This is a genomic window from Paenibacillus sp. 2003, from assembly GCF_031455635.1.
Taxonomy (GTDB): domain Bacteria; phylum Bacillota; class Bacilli; order Paenibacillales; family Paenibacillaceae; genus Paenibacillus; species Paenibacillus amylolyticus_B.
On sequence record NZ_JAVDTB010000001.1, the window covers coordinates 2,518,631 to 2,538,060 of the forward strand.

The 19,430-nt window shown below is 42.2% G+C and carries 8 protein-coding genes; 1 reads left to right on the forward strand and 7 read right to left on the reverse strand.

What is annotated here, in order from left to right; all coding sequences use genetic code 11:
- The 5 genes from J2X75_RS10835 to J2X75_RS10855 all read right to left on the reverse strand — a co-directional run bounded on the left by J2X75_RS10835 (position 1) and on the right by J2X75_RS10855 (position 15,777).
- Positions 1-11,886: a non-ribosomal peptide synthetase gene (locus J2X75_RS10835; RefSeq protein ID WP_310336296.1), complete on the reverse strand. Its 11,886-nt coding sequence runs from the start codon at positions 11,884-11,886 to the stop codon at positions 1-3.
- A gap of 273 nt (positions 11,887-12,159) precedes the next feature.
- Positions 12,160-13,365, reverse strand: coding sequence for an ACP S-malonyltransferase (gene fabD, locus J2X75_RS10840; protein ID WP_310336299.1), 1,206 nt, complete (start codon positions 13,363-13,365; stop codon positions 12,160-12,162).
- A gap of 446 nt (positions 13,366-13,811) precedes the next feature.
- Complete coding sequence (locus J2X75_RS10845) at positions 13,812-14,669, reverse strand: Cof-type HAD-IIB family hydrolase (protein ID WP_310336300.1); 858 nt, start codon at positions 14,667-14,669, stop codon at positions 13,812-13,814.
- A 74-nt stretch (positions 14,670-14,743) separates the two neighbouring features.
- A complete protein-coding gene (locus J2X75_RS10850; protein ID WP_310336302.1) occupies positions 14,744-15,202 on the reverse strand; it encodes an SMI1/KNR4 family protein in 459 nt (152 codons plus the stop codon).
- Positions 15,203-15,252: 50 nt separating this feature from the next.
- Positions 15,253-15,777 (reverse strand): GNAT family N-acetyltransferase, encoded by a 525-nt coding sequence (locus tag J2X75_RS10855; protein WP_256975397.1) that lies wholly within the window; start codon positions 15,775-15,777, stop codon positions 15,253-15,255.
- 211 nt (positions 15,778-15,988) lie between these two features.
- On the opposite strand from J2X75_RS10855, the gene J2X75_RS10860 reads away from it, so the two are divergent.
- On the forward strand, positions 15,989-17,149 hold the full coding sequence (locus J2X75_RS10860) for a S8 family peptidase (protein ID WP_310336304.1): 1,161 nt from the start codon (positions 15,989-15,991) through the stop codon (positions 17,147-17,149).
- A gap of 115 nt (positions 17,150-17,264) precedes the next feature.
- Here J2X75_RS10860 and J2X75_RS10865 read toward each other — a convergent pair whose 3' ends face one another.
- Positions 17,265-17,663: a RidA family protein gene (locus J2X75_RS10865; protein ID WP_310336306.1), complete on the reverse strand. Its 399-nt coding sequence runs from the start codon at positions 17,661-17,663 to the stop codon at positions 17,265-17,267.
- Between the two features lie 314 nt (positions 17,664-17,977).
- On the reverse strand, positions 17,978-19,420 hold the full coding sequence (locus J2X75_RS10870) for a 6-phospho-beta-glucosidase (RefSeq protein WP_310336308.1): 1,443 nt from the start codon (positions 19,418-19,420) through the stop codon (positions 17,978-17,980).
- Between the last annotated feature and the right edge of the window lie 10 nt (positions 19,421-19,430).

Genomic DNA, 19,430 nt, shown 5'->3' on the forward strand with positions numbered 1-19,430 from the left:
TTAGAAATCTACTTCAATTAGATCAGCCAGCGTATCCCCATCTATTAATTCTTCAACAAATTGAATCTTCTTGATTTCAATATGAGGGTCGTTGGCAATGGTTGTTAATATGACCAACAGATTTTGTGACATCGCTTCAATCGTTGTTTTCTCAAATAAAATCGTACTGTATTCAAATGCCACTTCTAACTTGTGTTGCAATTCGGTAACATACAACGTTAAATCGAATTTGGATACTCTCGTATTTGGAGCATAAGGCTTACAGGTTACCCCATCCATCTGAATCTCTGAAGCATCTGTATTCTGCAATACAAACATGGTGTCAAACAACGGATTCCGCCGAGCATCTTTGGTTACATTCACTTTCTCAATCAGTTCTTCAAACGGATAATCCTGATTCTCATATGCGTTCAACATATTTTCTTTGACTTCCAGCAGATACTCCGTAAAAGTTTTATCCGCGGCAGGATAATTTCGAATAGCCAGTGTATTCACGAACATCCCCATGACCGGTTCAAGCTCAGCATGTGTCCTGCCTGCAATCGGCGCGCCTACAATGATATCTTCTTGCCCGCTGTATTTAGATAATAGAATCGTATAGGCGGCTAATAGAATCATATATAACGTTGTTCCTGTCCGTACTTCCATGTTCCTTAAGCCTGGAAGGATGTCTTCTTGCAAAACAATGTCCAATACATCTCCCGCATAGCTTAGCGTTTCAGGTCTTGCGTAGTCTGTTGGCAGATCCAATAGCGGGATACTCTCATCAAACACAGTAAGCCAATACTTCTCCTGCTTTTTCATCCGCTCACTATGAAGTTGCATTCGCTGCCATTCAGCATAGTCCTTATACTGAATTCGAAGAGGAGATAGCTCCTCTCCCTTATAGAAATGGCTAAGTTCAGTCATCAGAAGATGCACGGATAGTCCGTCTGCAATGATATGGTGGAGATCTACCAGCAATACATGACGCTCCTGCTGAAGTTCAATAAGTCCCACCCTCATAAGAGGTGCTTGCCCGAGATCAAATGTGCGAACAAACTGTTCAATGCGATCTTCGATCTCTTCTTCCGTTGACTCGATCAATTCAATTCCAAAGTTCACTTTAGGGTATACGATCTGTTTCGGTTCTCCGTGTATGACTTTGAATGAGGTCCGAAGCGATTCATGACGATGAATCAATTGTTGGAATGCTTCTTCCAATCGGATCCGATCAAGCGATCCTTCCAGCATAAACATACCTGACATGTTGTACATGAGTTCCTTGCCAGCTTTGATGCTCATAATGTACATTCTCATTTGCGCCGAAGAAATAGCATAGTATTCTTTTTCCTCTACTTGAGGAATGGACACTAATACATCCTGTTCCATTTGTTCAATCGATTGAGCCATCTGTTCAATGGTCTGCCATTCAAAGACGTTTCTTACCGATATGCGGATATTCAGCTTTTGATTGATTTTGGCGGCCAGCTTGGTCGCACGTAAAGAGTTGCCTCCTACATCAAAAAAACTGTCTTTTACACTGATTTTTTTCACGGCAAGCACAGCCTGCCATATAGGCAGCAACTGTTTTTCCACCCCAGTTTGGGGTTCTATATATTCACTTCCCGTTTGTATGTTTTCTTCTGGACTCGGAAGCGATTTGCGATCGATTTTCCCGTTTGATGTCAGAGGCATGTGATCCAAGTGTATAAAGTAGGCTGGAACCATATAATTCGGCAACACCTTAGAGAGGCTTTGTTTTAACTCTCCCACCGTCAGCGTGGAATCCGCTGTAAAGTATGCACATAACGATTTGTCCCCGTGATCATCCTCATGTGCCATGACGATAACTTCTTTCACACACTCTAGATCTAACAGCGCCGCTTCGACTTCTCCTACTTCGATCCGGTATCCGCGAATCTTAATTTGGTGATCCATTCTTCCCAAATACTCGATATGGCCACCGGGAAGCCATCTCACCAAATCTCCCGTTTTGTACATTGTCGCTCCCTGGACAAACGGATCACGTACAAATTTTTCTGCTGTCAGCTCAGGTAAATTCAAGTATCCTCTACCCACCCCATCGCCAGAGATACATAATTCCCCTATGACGCCTACAGGCTGAACTTTGTCATGTTTGTTCAATACATACAGGCGATTATTTCCTAATGTTCGACCAATCGGTAGGTGAGCTCGTTGATTCGCTGTATCCAGGTGTTCTGGAAGTACACGGTATGTCGCAACATCCACACAACATTCTGTTGGACCGTACACATTAATTATGGCTGGAGGCGTTATATGATTGAGAGCAAATAATGATGTGATTTCATTTACACTTTGCTGAGAAAGAGCTTCACCGCCAATGAGCATATATTTTAGCGATATGCCTTGAACGTTTTTTGCCTTCGAAAGTAATTTCAGGTGTGCAGGTGTTCCGTCCGTCAAATCAATTTGGTGGTGCTGATAATAATTCATTAAATCTTGTCCATCCAGTACTGTGTCCTTGTCTACAATAAACAAGGCATGTCCTGACAGCAGTGCGCCAAAAATCTGCTTCACAGATGCATCGAAATAGTAAGGCGCAAGTAAAGCGACATGCAAACCACTATGCTGATCATCTATAACTTGACTGTACAACGCTTTAACCAAGTGATGAACCTGACGATGTTCGATCATCACACCTTTTGGCATGCCTGTTGTGCCTGAAGTATAGATCACATAAGCCAACTGCTCGGAATTCCCCGCTGGTTCCAGATTCGACAGATTAGCTGCATAGGTTTCTTTATCGTCCAAATCAATCATTTTTCCATTAAACGATACCAACTGCTTCAAATGCTTTTGCGTGACTAACAACGTTGCCCCCGAATCATGCAGGATATAGCGGATACGCTCTTCAGGAGAATCCGGATCAATCGGTACATACGCCCCGCCTGCTTTTAGAATGCCAAAGATGCCAACGATCATATCAATCGAACGATCTGTCAGAATACCTACAAATTGATCCTGCTGCACTCCCTCAGTTCTCAGCGTATGTGCCAATTGATTCGCCCGTTCGTTCAGTTGACGATACGTCCATTGCTCATCTCCAAAAGCAACGGCTAATTGATCAGGTGTCCGTTCCACCTGTGCTTCGAATAATTCCTGGATGGTCTGATCACGGGAATATTCTATGTTGGGTTCATTAAAGTCATATAAAAGAACGTTCTGCTCATGTTCAGACAGCATTTGAATATCGGACAAGGCAATATCAGGTTCGATCATAATGTCTCTGAGGATGTTGAACAGATGTGTTTTCATTCTGTCGATGGTATCCCGTTCAAACAGCTCCGTCTTGTAATTAAAGTGCATTTCCAGACACTCGTTATCATCCTCAACGATGAACATCAGATCATATAACGATACACCGACATTTAATTCTCTAACTTTAAAGCTGCAATCCTGTTCTTGCCGTTGATTCATCGCGGTATTTAAGAAGATATACATCGTATTGAAAAGTGCTGTCCCGGTTGTATCCCGATGCGTGTTTAAATTCTCTACAAGGTTGTCAAAAAGATAGTCCTGGTTATCCAATGCATCCAGGGATTGTTTTTTAATTTCCTCGAGATAGGATCGAAACGACTTATTCCCCACCGGCTGTGATCGAATCGCTACCGTCTGGATAAAGACACCTATCATATTCTCGACATCCGGATGATTTCTTCCTGATGTTGGCGTACCTACAATCATGTCTTCTTGTGCTGTGTATTGATGAAGCAGCACATTATACGCTGCCAATAACACCATAAACATCGTAGTTCCCGTTTGTTTCGCAAGCTTCTCCAGCGACTGCTTCAAGTGTGTGTCCAACACAAATGACAGTCTTGAACCTGCCGAAGTCAAATGAGGTGTCCGAACAAAATCAGTAGGCAGATTAAGGTTCGGGAGTTCTCCTTTGAATTGATCCAGCCAATATTTTTCTTGCTGCTTATAAGACTCTCCTGCCAGAAATTCTTTCTGCCAAGCTGCAAAGTCTTTGTATTCAATCTCAATGTCCGACATGTTTCTTCCGTCATACACATCAATCAGTTCATTCGCAAGAATGCCAACGGAATATCCGTCCGATATAATATGATGCATCTCAATGAGGATCTCTGCATGATCATCGTCTATACGAATGAATTCGGCACGTATTAACGGCGCTTTGGAGCAATCAAATGGTTTGGCAAACGTCATAACATGTTGTTCGAATGAAGGAGAGCTTTCCTGAGATCGTTGTACTTCAAAATCAATCGTTGGAGCAATACGCTGGTAAAGCTCTCCATCCATCAGATGGAAACTGGTGCGAAAAGCTTCGTGACGGTGCACGATTTGTTCCAATGACGAAATTAGTTTAGCTTCATCGATATTTCCTGTGACCGTGATATGGCCGCACATGTTCTGAAACACACTATTTGGCTCAAATTGATCCAAAAAGTAGATCCGTTGTTGTGCAGATGACGTCTCATAGAATTCCTTGACGTCCAATGCCTTAATCGGAATGAATGTTTCCTCGTTCTCGCCTGTAATCAGACTCGCTAGCTCCTTCAGACGTTGATTATTGAAAAATTGAACGATTGAAATTTTATGATTAAGCTGCTCATGTACCTTGGAAAGCATTACTGTCGCCTTGAGCGAGTTTCCTCCGAGATCAAAAAAATGATCATGTCTCCCCACTTGATCGAGGGATAATACGTCCTCCCAGATCAAAGCCAGCTTTTTCTCCACGTCATTGACTGGAGGCTCGAACATGGCTGCATGATTAACGTGAGGAAGACGCTCCGTAACAAACCGTTTATATATTTCCTGTAATTGGTCCTGTTGCTCGGATGAGAACAACGTCAAAGACGAGATTTCAGCCTCTGGATGACTCACCATTTTTTGCAGCAAACCCTTAAATCCTTCAGACCACAATTTCATCATCTCAGGTCCAATAAGCTCGGTATTGTAATCAAAATCCAGGTACAATTCATGGCTAACATCCGTAATATTAAGAAACAAATCGTAAGAAATATGTTTGATCGGATACGACATGAATTCAGTCTTGATATTTTCAAATTGAAGATGATGAATCGTTCTGTCCATATTGAATAAAATCCGGGTATCCGGTGCAGTCATAGGAGCAAGCTGTTCGGATACGAGGGTCAATGGAACATGCTGATGCTTCATGACAAGAGCCAGCGTTTCCTTGAGCTGAAGAACATGCTCTACAATGGATTGCTTCGTTAACAAGGCATGATGAACAGGTACAATGTTGACACAGTTGCCAATCAGCGCATTTTTTCGCATATGAGACTGACCCGCTGTAGGCACGCCGATGACAAGGTGAGAGTGCCCTGTTAGTTGATGCAAATATAAATGAAACGCTGCAAACATCGTTACAAACAAACTGCTCTTATTATTGATACTTAACGTTCGCAAAGACTCTGTTAATTGATGATCCAGCTTGATGGAATATCTTTCACCGTCATATCCCTTGGGCACATAATCAGACGGTGCCGTTGGAAGTGTAATGTTGGGATAGGATAAGGAGAATTGTTCTTTCCAGAACTGGACTCCTTCGGTAAATGAGCCTTTTTCATGTTCAAGTCGTTGCCAGCTTAAATACTCACGGAATGGAGTGGCTTCAGGTAATTGAACCGGAACTCCTCGGACCAGAGAAGAATAGGTATGTTCCAACTCTTGGATGAATACAGCAATCGACCAGCCATCTGCAACAATATGATGAAATGTCAGCACCATAAGGTATTGATCCGCTGTCTGTTTAAGCAAGGTGATTCTAAATAGAGGTTCCCCAGACTGTAAATCGAAGGCTTCATTTGCATCGGCAGATAACCAATTGGAAATTTCCCGTTCTTGATCCTCACCCACATATGCCGAGAAATCCAACCATGTACATTGAAATTCCATTACGGATCTGATTTGTTGTGTTTCACGATCGGCATAAATGACTGTTCTCAGGGCTTCGTGACGCTGTGCGATCTGATTCACGGCCTGATCCAGTGTGGAAGGCTTTATTCCACCTGTCATTTTTAAAATAACACTCTGATTTAATGCAGCATTCGCATCTTCCCCAAGTAACGAAGTTAATAACAATTGTTGTTGCTCTAAAGAGAGCGGATATTCCGAAACAGGCGATTCACCAGGGATAAATCCCCATTCGCGGAGTTCATGGATCGTCTCTTTCACAATCTTGATTATGGTATCCATATCATCCATGGAATGAACGGTCGATATAAAACAGTTGCGACCTTCCCAAATATATAAACCTTTATAAATTAAATGGTAGAAGAATAATTCCATATCCCCAAATGAAATAAATCGAAATAAGGATCCATAGTTCACCATTTGCATCGGTACATTCGCTGTTTTGAAAAACGTATTTAATTCTTTAACAAGATAATCTGTTTTTTCATTTAATTCCTTATATAAAGTTTCTGCTTCGGATTGAAGATACTGCAGTACCGTTAACGTCACTCTCATCGTAAGAGGGTGTGTACAGAAGGTTCCACCAACAAACGTTTTCTTATCTGCATCGGAAGGGTAAGAATCATCACCAAAGTTCCAGGTTCCACCATCTACCGGATTCATAAATTCAGCTTTACCCGCGACTATGCCAATAGGAAGCCCGCCACCGACCACTTTCCCATACGTAACTAAATCTGCTTGAACCCCAAACCAATCCTGTGCTCCACCCAGACCAATTCTAAATCCAGTGATGACTTCATCGAAAATAAGTGCAATCCCAAATTGATTTGTTATTTCTCTAAGTTCCCGTAAGAATTGTGTTGGCTGCATATCTGGTCTTCGACTTTGCACCGGCTCTACAAGCACAGCAGCCAATTCATCACCCAGGTTCTGAATCATATCCAGGGATTGCGGATGGTTATAATTAAGAATAATCAAATCATCCATAGCGCTTTGTACAATACCAGGAGCCATAGGCAGTGCAGATGATAAAGCATCCCCAGGATTCGCTACACCCAACACGCCGTCATGTGTTCCATGATATGATCCGGAAAATAATACAACTTTGGAACGCCCTGTTGCCGCCCTCGCTAAACGAAGTGCCACCATGACAGCTTCTGTTCCTGAATTATAAAATGCGACACGCTCTACACCCGTCAGCTCGGAAATTTTAGCTGCGACATCTCCTGCCAAGTCTGACATAGGGCCCAATGGAGGCAATTGTTCCTGGAGGCTGTCTGCTATTACATTTTGAATAAACGCTGGATTATGGCCAAATAGATTTACACCAAATCCCATCGTCAGATCCAAATACTCATTCCCATCCATATCCCATAACTTTGCTCCCTCTGCACGCGTTGAAATGATGGGATACACCATTTCCTTCCAATACGAGCGAAATCCGGATACATTGCGATTATTCGCATGAACTAAACGTGTTTGGCCTGTTTTTAATTTGGAGCCTTTGGTTCTTGCGGTATACTTGGCTATAAATTGTTCAACATACTGGTTCTGAAGCGGTGATAATCCGCTCTCTTCATGAATTTTCAACGATTGATAGGGTATAAAAGGTTTGGCTTCCTTCGAATCCGAATTGGGTTGGATCTCTTTGGTTGGTTTGGTTTCATGATGTTTCATTTCCAAAAGCGGGGATTGAACAGCATTCATTTGCTCGCCTAACAGCACATTCAAACTTTTTAATTGGGATTCCATGAGCTGAATGGCAGACATCACAATTTGTTCCGACACATTCCCTGATGATTTTGCCGTGTTTATATTGTTCACAGATGCCAGATTTCGTTGTTCAGTATGCTCGTGAACTGTTTGATTGTTTATACTTTCAGATACATCATGATGCTTTATATTCTCTGACACATACTTAACTAAGGAATTAATATTTGTAAGGGTTTCAAAAAACATTTCCATCGGGATATCCAAACGGAACAGCTCTGAGATCTCCTTCTGAATTTGCACAAGAATGATGGAATCCAATCCCATTTGGAGAAAATGAGCTTGATGATCCAGCTCTTCCAACTTCAAACCAGATGCACGACTGATGCTTGTTTTAATCTTTAATTCAATATCGTTTGTATTCATCTCCATTTGAACCTCACTCCTCCCAGACCTATGCTCCGCTGGTATCGGCTGTTTAACTTCAATCCAACACCGTTTCTGTTCAAATGGGTATAACGGCAATGGAATTTTCGAAATGACTTCATGGTTATAGAACCTTTTCCAATCAATCACTGCCCCCAGTATAAATAACTGACCGAGTTCATTTAAAGATTCTGCCTTTCCCCGAGCATAGAGATGATCGCTAACAAGCGTCTTGTCTTTTTTGGCATAACCAAAATAAACATTTGGCAGTTTACCTTCTCCGCTTGCAATTCGTTTCAATTTTTCATGTAATTCTTGTGTACTCGTGACTACGATGGCAAGCCGATAATCCAGATTAGCCCTTCCCGTACTGGCTGTATAACAGATTTGTTGAATGGAAACATCCGTGTGATCGGTTAGATATTCATGATACGTTCTGACCAATTCATCCAGCGCCCGTTCCGTGGCAGCAGACAGAACAAATAAATTAGGCTCTTGGGACATTCTTTTATCTACGGTTGGGGAAGGAACATATTCTTCGAGAACCACATGCGCATTCGTGCCACTGAAACCAAAAGAACTAACCCCGCATCGCAAAGGACTCTCTTTTTCACCAAAAGCCATTAACTCCTGATTCACATAAAAAGGTGAAGCTTCAAACTTAAGCAGGGGATTAGGCTTGTCAAAGTGAACCAATGGTGGAATCTTTCTATGTTGAAACATAAGAATAGATTTAATTAATCCAGCGATCCCCGCCGCTTCAAAGCCATGTCCAATGTTAGCTTTGGCAGATCCGATTGCACAAAATTGTTTCCGAGCCGTATATTTCTCAAAAGCTTTACGCAAAGCATTGAACTCAACCGGATCACCTAATTTTGTCCCTGTTCCATGTGCTTCAATAAAGTTAAGCGTATCAGGAGAAATACCGGCTTCCTTCCAAGCCTGTTCGATCACATTGGTCTGTGACTCCGGGTTAGGTGCTGTGATTCCTACCGTCTTGCCATCCTGATTAATCGCACTTCCCTTAATCACACCATAGATATGATCCCCGTCCTTAATCGCTTGCTGCATTGGCTTCAACATGACCGACCCAACACCTTCGCCAAATCCCGTGCCGTTGGCATCTTCACTAAACGTTCTCGTCAATGCATCTGGAGATTCCATATCCAGTCCGATACTTATCGGTAATAATGCCGTTCGAATGCCTCCTGCGATTGCCATTTCACAGTCTCCAGCGAGCAACCCTTTACATGCCATGTGAACAGCAACAAGTGAGGAGGAACAAGCGGTATCAATCGTTAAGGCCGGGCCTTTTAAATTCAAGAAATATGCAATTCTGCTCGCCAGTACAGATGGTAAATTTCCAATGATATAATTTTTGAGTTCTGCAGGGTAACTCGCCGTCACGAGCCGTTCATAATCATACCCAACTTTGGAATATCCCACGTACACGCCCACATTTCTTCCATTGATTCCTTCCCCTGCATACCCGGCATCTTCAATCGTATGCCATGCCGTTTGCAAGAACATCCTTTGATTCGGGTCCATAAATTGTGCAGTTTTTGGGGTTATGCCAAAGAAAGAATAGTCGAATTGATCAATTTGATCCAAGTAACCACCCTTGATCCATTGAACTTCGCTCATTTCACTTCGCATGGATTGTATATAATCCGCTGCGTCTTTTATCCGACTTTCAGGGTAGTCCCGAATGTTATGCGTTCCATTTTCCAAAACACGCCAAAAATCGCTTGCATTTGATGCACCAGGGAGATTCAAAGACATACCGATAATAGCAATATCTTTGGATGGCGTATGATCCTCTTGAGTTTTGTTGACTTGCATGGTCTCACTGTAACCTCTAGCCAGATATGCTGCCAATTCAGTTATCGAGGGATAGGTAAAGAGGTCCGTAACAGCAAGCTCTTCTCCGTATTTTTGTTCTATACGTTCAGCGATTTGGGCCAACTGTAATGAAGTTGCACCCATATCAAAATAGCTATCCTCAAGTTCTACCTTCTTCCCAACCAGCACTTCAGAAAATAGTGAAGTTAATTCACGTTCTATGACTCGAACCGAAACAGCAGCCTTTTCTTTTGCCTTGTCATTGTCACTCTTGATCGAGTCATGGATGAATGCAGATTCTGTTGAAAATTTTCCAGCTTCATACTGCTTGGCTAACTGATACCGCTGGATTTTCCCACTTGTTGTTTTGGGTAATTTTTTGATGGGCAGTACCTCTTTGACACTCCATCCCCCATGTTTATATAGGTGTCTTTTGATTTCTTTAACAAGCGGCAGGAAGTGTTCGATCTTTTTTTTGTACACGACAAACACAATAATTTCTTCACTTTGACTATTCGTATCATACACACCACAAGCAGCAACTCTTCCGAGTTCAATATCATCTAATTGTATGGCGACACGTTCAATGTCATGGGGATATACATTTTTACCATTGATAAAGATAATGTCTTTTTCCCGCCCTGTTACAACCAGTTTTCCGTTCATGATAAAACCCAGATCTCCTGTATTCACCCACCCGTCGTGCGTTAATAACTTCTCCGTTGCAAGTGAATTATTATAATAACCTTGGGTGACGTTATCCCCCTTGATTTGAATTTTTCCAATAACCAAATCGGGAACACTGTTCATTTCCTCATCGCAAATTCTAACATGGCAATAATCAATTGCTTCGCCAACGGCAACAAATGATGCTACATGTTCAGCATGTTTCTCGACTTCAATGACACGCTCCCCCAAGTTCAGATGATCCCGGTGAACGTACACCGCAGTAAATTCTTCATCTACCTTGGGAAAGGAGACAGCAACAGAGGCCTCTGCTAATCCATATACGGTAAACATGGCTGTTTTCTTTAAGTGATATGCTGACAATACATTTAGGAATTCATCACACACTTCGGGTAATATAGGTTCCGCCCCATTATAAATGACTCTGACAGATGACAGATCCCATCCCTCCGCTTTGTCTTCGCGAAAGAAATTCAGGAAGTATTTATAACCAAAGTTAGGAGAAGACAGTATGGTTGCTTTGTGTTCATTTACTTTTTTCATCCATAGAATCGGTTTGCGAATAAATAATTCCGTTGGGAGCAAGTACTGATGAATTCCTGCCACGAGGGGTACGAGATGAAATCCAATCAAACCCATATCATGGGTAAGGGGCATCCAGGAGAGAAAACTATCGTTTGAGCTAATTTGTGTGCCATTAATAGCAGCACAAGTATTATAAATCAGGTTTCGATGGGTGAGCATTACGCCTTTGGGATCACCGGTTGATCCAGAAGAGAATTGAATAAATGCCAAGTCATCAGACTGAGGTTCAACTATATTATTAATAGATTCATAATGATATATGGTGTCTTGGATCATATCCGTTCTGACTTCTAATTGATGATGGAAATCAAGCATGTCATGTTCCAAAACAAATCTCTTCATTTTATCCAGCACATTCTCAGATACAATCATGAAAGGGTTATTTAGCAAATTCCAAATACGGCATACTTTCAAGTTTTGTTCTTCATCTTCACCAATACTTACAGGGATAGGGATCATTCCACCGAGTATACAAGCCCAGAATGCGACTAAAAACCGTTTGTTTTCTTGAATCTGAAAAATAATCTCTTGTTTAGGTTTAATTCCGATGGCTTGTAGATAACCTAAATACCCTTGTGCCTCAGTAAATAATTGATGATAAGATATAAAAGTTTCACGTTTGTCCGCATCGATAAAACGAATACCGCGGTCCGTTATTTTACCTCTGTCGCGGATAACATCCACTAGTGTTTGAAACTGATTAGTATACATATCTCTCCTCCAAATGAATCATCTCTAACATGCTTATCTAATTATTTACACATATTTTCAAGCAAAATTTTACCATAGAAATATATGTAAAATCAATCAATTTATTGTTACTATATGGTAAAAAATAGAGATTGATTCGTGAGTTATTGACATATTTATTACAAAACATCTGAAGCTTCAACAAGTTCAGATGCATTAAAGGACAAAAAGACTACCTTATAAAAAGGTAGCCTTTCGCTGTAAAATAGATCTTGCAAAAGAACAGATCGGGTACTAGATTGCATCAATCAACGCGGTTCCATCCAATGGAATTTTTTTTGCTATAATAATGGAATGACATACCTGTAGAGCATCATTTATCTCTTCTTCGCTGAGTTCGTATCCATTCTTGTGTATTTGTTCCTGTACCCGTTGTAAATGATGAAATAAGGGGGCAACCGTTTGGGTATATGATATCGAATCTGGGTTATAATTCCGTGAAATGAGTGCGGTTACTATTAGTTCTGATAACAACTTTTTACGAATCGTTAACCGTTTATTTTTCCTTTCTTGTGTATTTGTAAGTATTATTAAATCGGAAGTCTGACTTAGCGAGTAAGGTATAATACGCTTCGTTATTTTACTCATAAGACTAACTAACACATGTTTAGAACCCAACTCTATAACTTCAGTAACCCCATTTGCAACCAGATAGAGCATAGACTCTGACCATCTTACAGGCATCGTCATCTGCATGTTTAAATATTCAACGACAGATCGATCAGACTCATAGGGTGCTGCTGTAACATTGGAAATAATCGGGGTTATTGCATGGGCATATTGATATTGATCCAATTCAACTTTGAATTGTTCTGCTGCGGTTTGCATCATGGGAGAATGATAGGGACCACTTACATTGATATAAGAATGTTTCGTTCCCAGGGTTTCTGTCCTTTTAATAATTTCTTGTATAGAGTGCCGATGTCCCGAAATGACAAGCTGCTGGTCAGCGTTCATACAAGCCACACAAGCAGGACGCTCGATCGTGGAAACTTGTTCGCATATGTTTTGAAGTGTATCTAAATGAATACCTGAAATGGCGGCCATGTTACCTTTCTGATCCGGGTCTGCATTGTGCATAATGATACCTCGTTGTCTTACCAGTTTAATGGCGTCATGAAATGAGAGCACACCTGCGCATACCAGAGCCGAATATTCTCCCAAACTATGCCCAGCCAAATAAGCAGGTTCCATCCCTATTTCTTGCATATACACCTGATACGCTATGACACTAACAGTCAAAAGTGCAGGCTGAGCGTTCATTGTCATTGTCAAATCAGCCATGCTACCTTCAAAACATAACTTTCTCAAATCGAAAGAAATGGCATCACTGGCTTCTTCAAATAACTTCTTAGCCACATCAAAGTTATTCCAAAAGTCTCTACCCATCCCAACCATCTGAGAACCTTGTCCAGGAAACAACAGAGCTACATTACTCATCCAGCATCCTCCATGTATCAACTTTATATTTCATGCACTTCGACAACTGAAAACCAATAAATTCCTTGTTTGCAAAATTTATAATAAACTTTCATTAGGAGTTATGCAATAATAAAGTCAAAAGGAGGGTCATCTATTTCTATGAACGGAAAAAAATTCGTGGTTCTTTTTGGGCTCCTTGTTGGCCTCTGTATTGGAACATTTAGTGCTGTTCTTTATTGGATCTTGTCTGGAGTCTGAGTACTATGCAAATAGACACCTCCATTGAGGAGATGCCTGTTCCATTCTGATCTGGTCATTCAAGACTCACGATTCTGCTTACCTGGAATCCTATACTGCAACGGACGTGAAAAAAAGACCCTGCAATAATATATGCAGGATCTAAAATAAGGTTTGGGACAAAGGGTGTACGTATTACCCGTTTTCCAGATTGTCTCATTACTTTATCAAGAGATCAATCCATACTTCACAAAACTATGATACAATCCATCTTCCTCTACTGTTCCAGTAATATCATCTGCAATGGCTTTCAGACCTGGCTTTGCATTACCCATGGCAATGCCGATGTTACAAAATTCCAACATCTCGGCATCATTCATGCCATCACCGATGGCAAATGTATCTTCTTGGGACATGCCTAGATGCTTCAGCAGATCGGCGATCGCAATGGCTTTGTGAATGCCAGGGATCATCAGTTCACCACTTCCTTCACCAAAGATCGGCACAGTGCACTGAATGACTTCGAATTTCCCTTCAAACTCTTGCTTGATTCGCTCAAACGGGATAGCTGAGCTCTCCAAGAAACATACTTTGTTCACATCATCCTTGTACAGATCGGCCTCTCCATACGTCAATCCGGCAATAAACGGGTGCGGTTTCAGCTCCTTCTTCTCTCTGGCTACAGGGTCATTCTCCACATCGCCATAGATACGGCGTTCCAGGTGAGGTTGAAGATTGCTACTCGCATACAATGCCGAATTGGATTCAAGGTAGAAGTCAATGCCATTTTCATTAAAGAAATCGACCATATGTCGAACATCTTCCGCTGTTACCCTTTTGTGATATAACACATCCTTGCCAAACTCCACATAACCCCCACCTGCACCAATCAGACCATCGAATCCGACATCCCAGATGGAATCATAAATTTCTGCTTTGGATCGGCCTGTACATAAATAGAGCAGATGTCCGTTCTCTCTGGCCTGTTTACAAGCCTTCTGTGCTGACAACGGAATGTTTCCATCATCGTCGACCAATGTGCCATCAATATCAATAAAAACAATTTTTCGCTTCGTTTCGTTCATCTGCCTAGCCCCCATCATGTATATTGTCTATGTCTAACCGAGCGAGTGCCGACAGGCATTTTCCTTATACAAAATTAACTATTCCGTGGTGTTCGCTGATCGATCAACTTCTCCAAAAATTCGGCAAAAGAATCCGCGTATACTTCAGGTTCCCCATTAAAGTAATCCAAACGCATCACTTTGTACTCTCCAAGCTGATCAGCCGTCCGCGTATCAAAATAGTAATATTCATCCTCGTCCGGTACAAACAGCTCCAGCTTCCCTTCCTTCTTCGTGTCTTCATCGGTAAGTCGGTATCTATACAAAATGTCAGCATCCGTATACTCTCGGTGTTCTGAAGATGTTATGGTCAGAATTTCTGTCCCGCTTAACAGCGCTTGACCATAATTCAGAAGCCACCAGCGATAGGACGGAGGTAACGGAAAAGCCAACTCCTGTTCCACTTCTACAATCCAGCTCTCTTGAACTTGATGATTCGGGAACCAGCGTATAACCTCGGTATGCTCCAGTTTCTCAATCAGACTTGAATACATGGATAGATCTCCTCCAATACCATTGTAATGTCATTTGGTTATGATTACCTTCATCCCAACTTGTCCATATGTACAGTTTGCCAGTCATCATTTTCCTCAGCAATAACCGTATACCCTTGACGTTTCCAGAAATCTACGGCTCCTGGCAAGAAGCGATGTGTATGCAAGTAGAGTGTCGTATAGTGCATATCCTTCACCACATTCTCCAGTTCTTTTACCAGCAGGGAACCAATGCCGTATCTGCGATACGCAGGATCTACATAACATTTCACAATTTCGGCTGCGGACTGGGCTGCATATCGGCCGTCCACGGCCTGAATACGTCCATCATATGGTAATATCCCAATCGTTCCGACGATGCCCGCATCCCCTGTCATTGCAACAAGAAAAATCGATTCATTGGATTCCAGATAATGTTCTGTGAACTGCTCGAAATCCACAGGTAACCTCGTGTGATCCATCATGGGAAACACTTCTCTGCGTACACGCATGGCAAAATCAATGGCATCATGAATCTGGTGTGCCTGAACTGGTGTGACTGTCGGTATACTCTGAAGTTGTGTCAATAAATCCACATTCCTTATCCTCTGTATTAGGAGCTACCTCTCGGCCCTACCTTAAATCTTGTTCATGCCAAAGCGGCTCACTTCATATCATCTTACCGAATTTATCCCTTCCTATCAATCTATCTACACTACTAACCAAATTAAAAACATGCCCTCACAGTCTGATAGAGTTCGCATACGATAAGGCGTGTCACAATCCATGTTGGAGGGAGAAACGCAAATGTGGTTATGGTTAGGTGTTTTTGGTTTCATTTCGCTAGCAATAATCGTGTTCGTGTATCGTTTTCTGGACCAACGTGCCGAGAGCAAGTTTCACCCACATGCCCCCAAGCAGCTCTTAGTCAAATTCAAGGAAGGTACACCACCAGATGAGATGCACACCCTTCACAAAAAAGGGAGATGTAAAGTCGCGGAAACATACGAGGATTTGGGTTGGTACCGTGTGGAATCCCGCAAAAAAATGCACCGGATCCTGAAACATTACAAAGATCATGAGTTGATTGAACATGCTGAGCCGAATTACCTCGTTGAGGCATCCTTCACTCCCAATGACCCTTTCTTTCCTTATCAGTATAACTTGTCCAAAATCAATGCACCCGCTGCATGGGATATCACTCAAAGTAACAGCTCTGTTAAAATCGCCATTATCGATACAGGTGTACAGCTAAACCATCCAGAATTGGCCTCCAAGCTCCTCCCCGGTTATGATTATGTTGATTATGATAACATCCCTGAGGACGGGAACGGCCACGGTACCCACGTAGCCGGGATCGCTGCCTCCGTTACCAACAATGGAGTGGGCATCGCAGGCGCTGCACCACTCGCATCCATCGTTCCGCTCCGGGTACTGGATAACAACGGGCAAGGAACGATAGGTAATGTGGGTAACGGGCTTGTCTTTGCTGCCAATAACGGTGTACAGGTTGTTAACCTGAGCCTTGGTGGTCCGATGGGAGACGCATTCCTCCAAGCTGCTGTGCAGTATGCCTGGGATCGTGGAGCCGTAATTATTGCTGCAGCCGGCAACGACAACACTACATTCCCGATCGTACCCGCATCGTATCCCAACGTCATTGCTGTCGCTTCAACCAATCCTTCCGATCTCAAATCCAATTTCTCCAACTATGGTTCGTGGGTCGATATGGCTGCACCAGGAGATACCATCCTATCCACTTATCTGGGTGGTTCCTATGCCTACCTGAGTGGAACATCCATGGCAGCACCACATGTGGCTGGAGTAGCCGCACTTCTCGCTGCACAAGGTAAAACCAATGCCCAGATTCGGGATGCACTATGCTTTGCTTCTGATCCAGTATCCGGCTCCGGAGTCTACTGGACGTATGGACGATTGAATGCCTATCGGAGCTTACAGGTGCCATAATACACTGACTACCCCTCATAATTGCCGGGCATATCCTTTCCGCTTTTCACGAATAAAAAAAAGAAGGGCATCTGTATGTAAGATGCTCCTTCTTTTGCTTAAAAAGTATTCGATGTTAAACTTTTGCTGCCCAAAGCTCTATCTCAATTTTTATCTCTGGCAGACCCAACTCCGTAATATATCCAATCGTCATTGCAGGATAATCATTACCGAATAACTGTCCCCACTCAGCATAAAAGAAATCCCAATCAATTTTCTCGGTAGCCCATACGTTCACTTTGATAATATGTTCAGCATCTAAACGCTCAGATTCGAGCACTGTTTTAATATTATTAAATGTATTAGTGACTTGCTCATTCAGACTCTCTGGAAAAAGTCCATTATGATCTGCTCCAATCTGACCCGAAGTTACAAATAACTCTGCGTTCCTTGGGATTCTTGTAATATGCGTGTACTGTCCTACAGGAGCTGGCATATTTTCTGGATTTGTTCTAGTAATTTTGTCCATATTCATCTGGATTACCTCATCATTCTTAAGATTTTTCTGCGTTATTTCCTGGTTTTCTTCCGATTTTGGGCAGACTTCACCCTTGGAATAGATTCTAGAAAAAGACAGCAGTGGAGTATCCATATCCCGAAGATATAAACGCAAGTGATTTTTTCTTCATGAGTGGATGCTCCTCCCTTCTTAAGTGACAAGATTCTCTTCATTTCTTTATAATATCTGAAAGCCACATCAAGGGTCAAATTCATCTCATTATAAACAAAGAGCAATCCCGTTATAACGAGACTGCTCTTTGTTTATTCTATAGCATCGAACACCTTGTATCAGAAATATTGTGCGCCATTACTTGCAATGACATCTTTGTACCAGTGAAAACTCTTCTTTTTCACTCTGCGAAGTGTGCCCGTACCATCATTATTTCGGTCTACATAGATATAGCCATAACGTTTCTTCATCTCTCCGGTACCCGCACTGACCAGGTCAATCGGTCCCCAGCTTGTGTAACCTATGAGCTCGACACCATCTTGAATCGCTTCAGCCATCTCGGCAAAATGACTATTCAAATATTCGATGCGATAGTCATCTTCAACGGAGTCATTGTCTGACAACACATCGGTTGCGCCAAGTCCATTTTCTACGATAAACAACGGTTTGCCATAGCGGTCATGAAGCTGATTACATGTAATACGGAGTCCTTTGGGATCAATAGTCCATCCCCACTCGGAAGCTTGCAGATAAGGGTTCTTCACCGAACCAAATACATTGCCTTCTGTCGAATCTTTCAAAATCTCAGGGTCTGTACTGGTACAACGGCTTGCATAGTAGCTAAAACCAATATAATCGACTGTATTCTGCATCAAGATATCTTGGTCTTCTGGTTGCATCTCAATCTGAATATCATTTTCTCTGAAAAATCTTTTGGTATAACCCGGATATGTTCCCTTCGACTGCACGTCAATGAAGAAGAACGATTCACGGTCTTTCTCCATGGCCTTCCACACGTCATCCGGATTAGAGCTGTACGGATAGACCATGCCAGCAGCTAACATACACCCGATCTGTGCATCAGGAATGATCTCATGACAAGCCTTAACAGCAAGTGCACTCGCTACCAATTCATGATGTGCTGCCTGATACAAAACCTGATCTTTGTTTTCATCATCCTGCAGAACAATACCCGCTCCAATGTACGGGAGATGCAGCAACATGTTGATTTCATTAAACGTCATCCAGTATTTCACTTTATTCTTGTATCGATTGAATAGCGTCGTCGCATATTTCTCAAAGAAACCGATCATATTACGATTCTTCCAACCGCCGTAAGTCTCGACCAGATGCACAGGTACATCGAAATGACAGATCGTCACAACAGGTTCAATGTTGTATTTCAATAACTCATCAAAGACATCATCATAAAATTGTAAGCCTGCTTCATTTGGTTCCGCTTCATCCCCATTAGGGAAAATCCGTGCCCAGGCTATTGAAAGCCTGAGGCACTTGAATCCCATTTCTGCAAATAACGCAATATCTTCCTTATATCGATGATAGAAGTCAATGGCTTCATGTGAAGGATAGAATTCCCCTGTTTTTGGCTCATATGAATCCAGATTACCCAGAGCAATATTCCATCGATTCGCACCAATCGGAATCAGATCTACCGTTGTTAAACCTTTGCCACCTTCCAGATAGGCACCTTCCAATTGATTCGCTGCGGTTGCTCCTCCCCAGAGAAAATTCTCCGGGAAGGCTGTAAATTTTTCATTCATTGAGGAGTTC

Coding starts and splice junctions, on each gene's coding strand:
- J2X75_RS10835 (WP_310336296.1), bottom strand. CDS start 11,886: ATGTATACTAATCAGTTTCAAACACTAGTGGATGTTATCCGCGACAGA.
- fabD (WP_310336299.1), bottom strand. CDS start 13,365: ATGAGTAATGTAGCTCTGTTGTTTCCTGGACAAGGTTCTCAGATGGTT.
- J2X75_RS10845 (WP_310336300.1), bottom strand. CDS start 14,669: ATGAACGAAACGAAGCGAAAAATTGTTTTTATTGATATTGATGGCACA.
- J2X75_RS10850 (WP_310336302.1), bottom strand. CDS start 15,202: ATGTATTCAAGTCTGATTGAGAAACTGGAGCATACCGAGGTTATACGC.
- J2X75_RS10860 (WP_310336304.1), top strand. CDS start 15,989: ATGTGGTTATGGTTAGGTGTTTTTGGTTTCATTTCGCTAGCAATAATC.
- J2X75_RS10865 (WP_310336306.1), bottom strand. CDS start 17,663: ATGAATATGGACAAAATTACTAGAACAAATCCAGAAAATATGCCAGCT.
- J2X75_RS10870 (WP_310336308.1), bottom strand. CDS start 19,420: ATGAATGAAAAATTTACAGCCTTCCCGGAGAATTTTCTCTGGGGAGGA.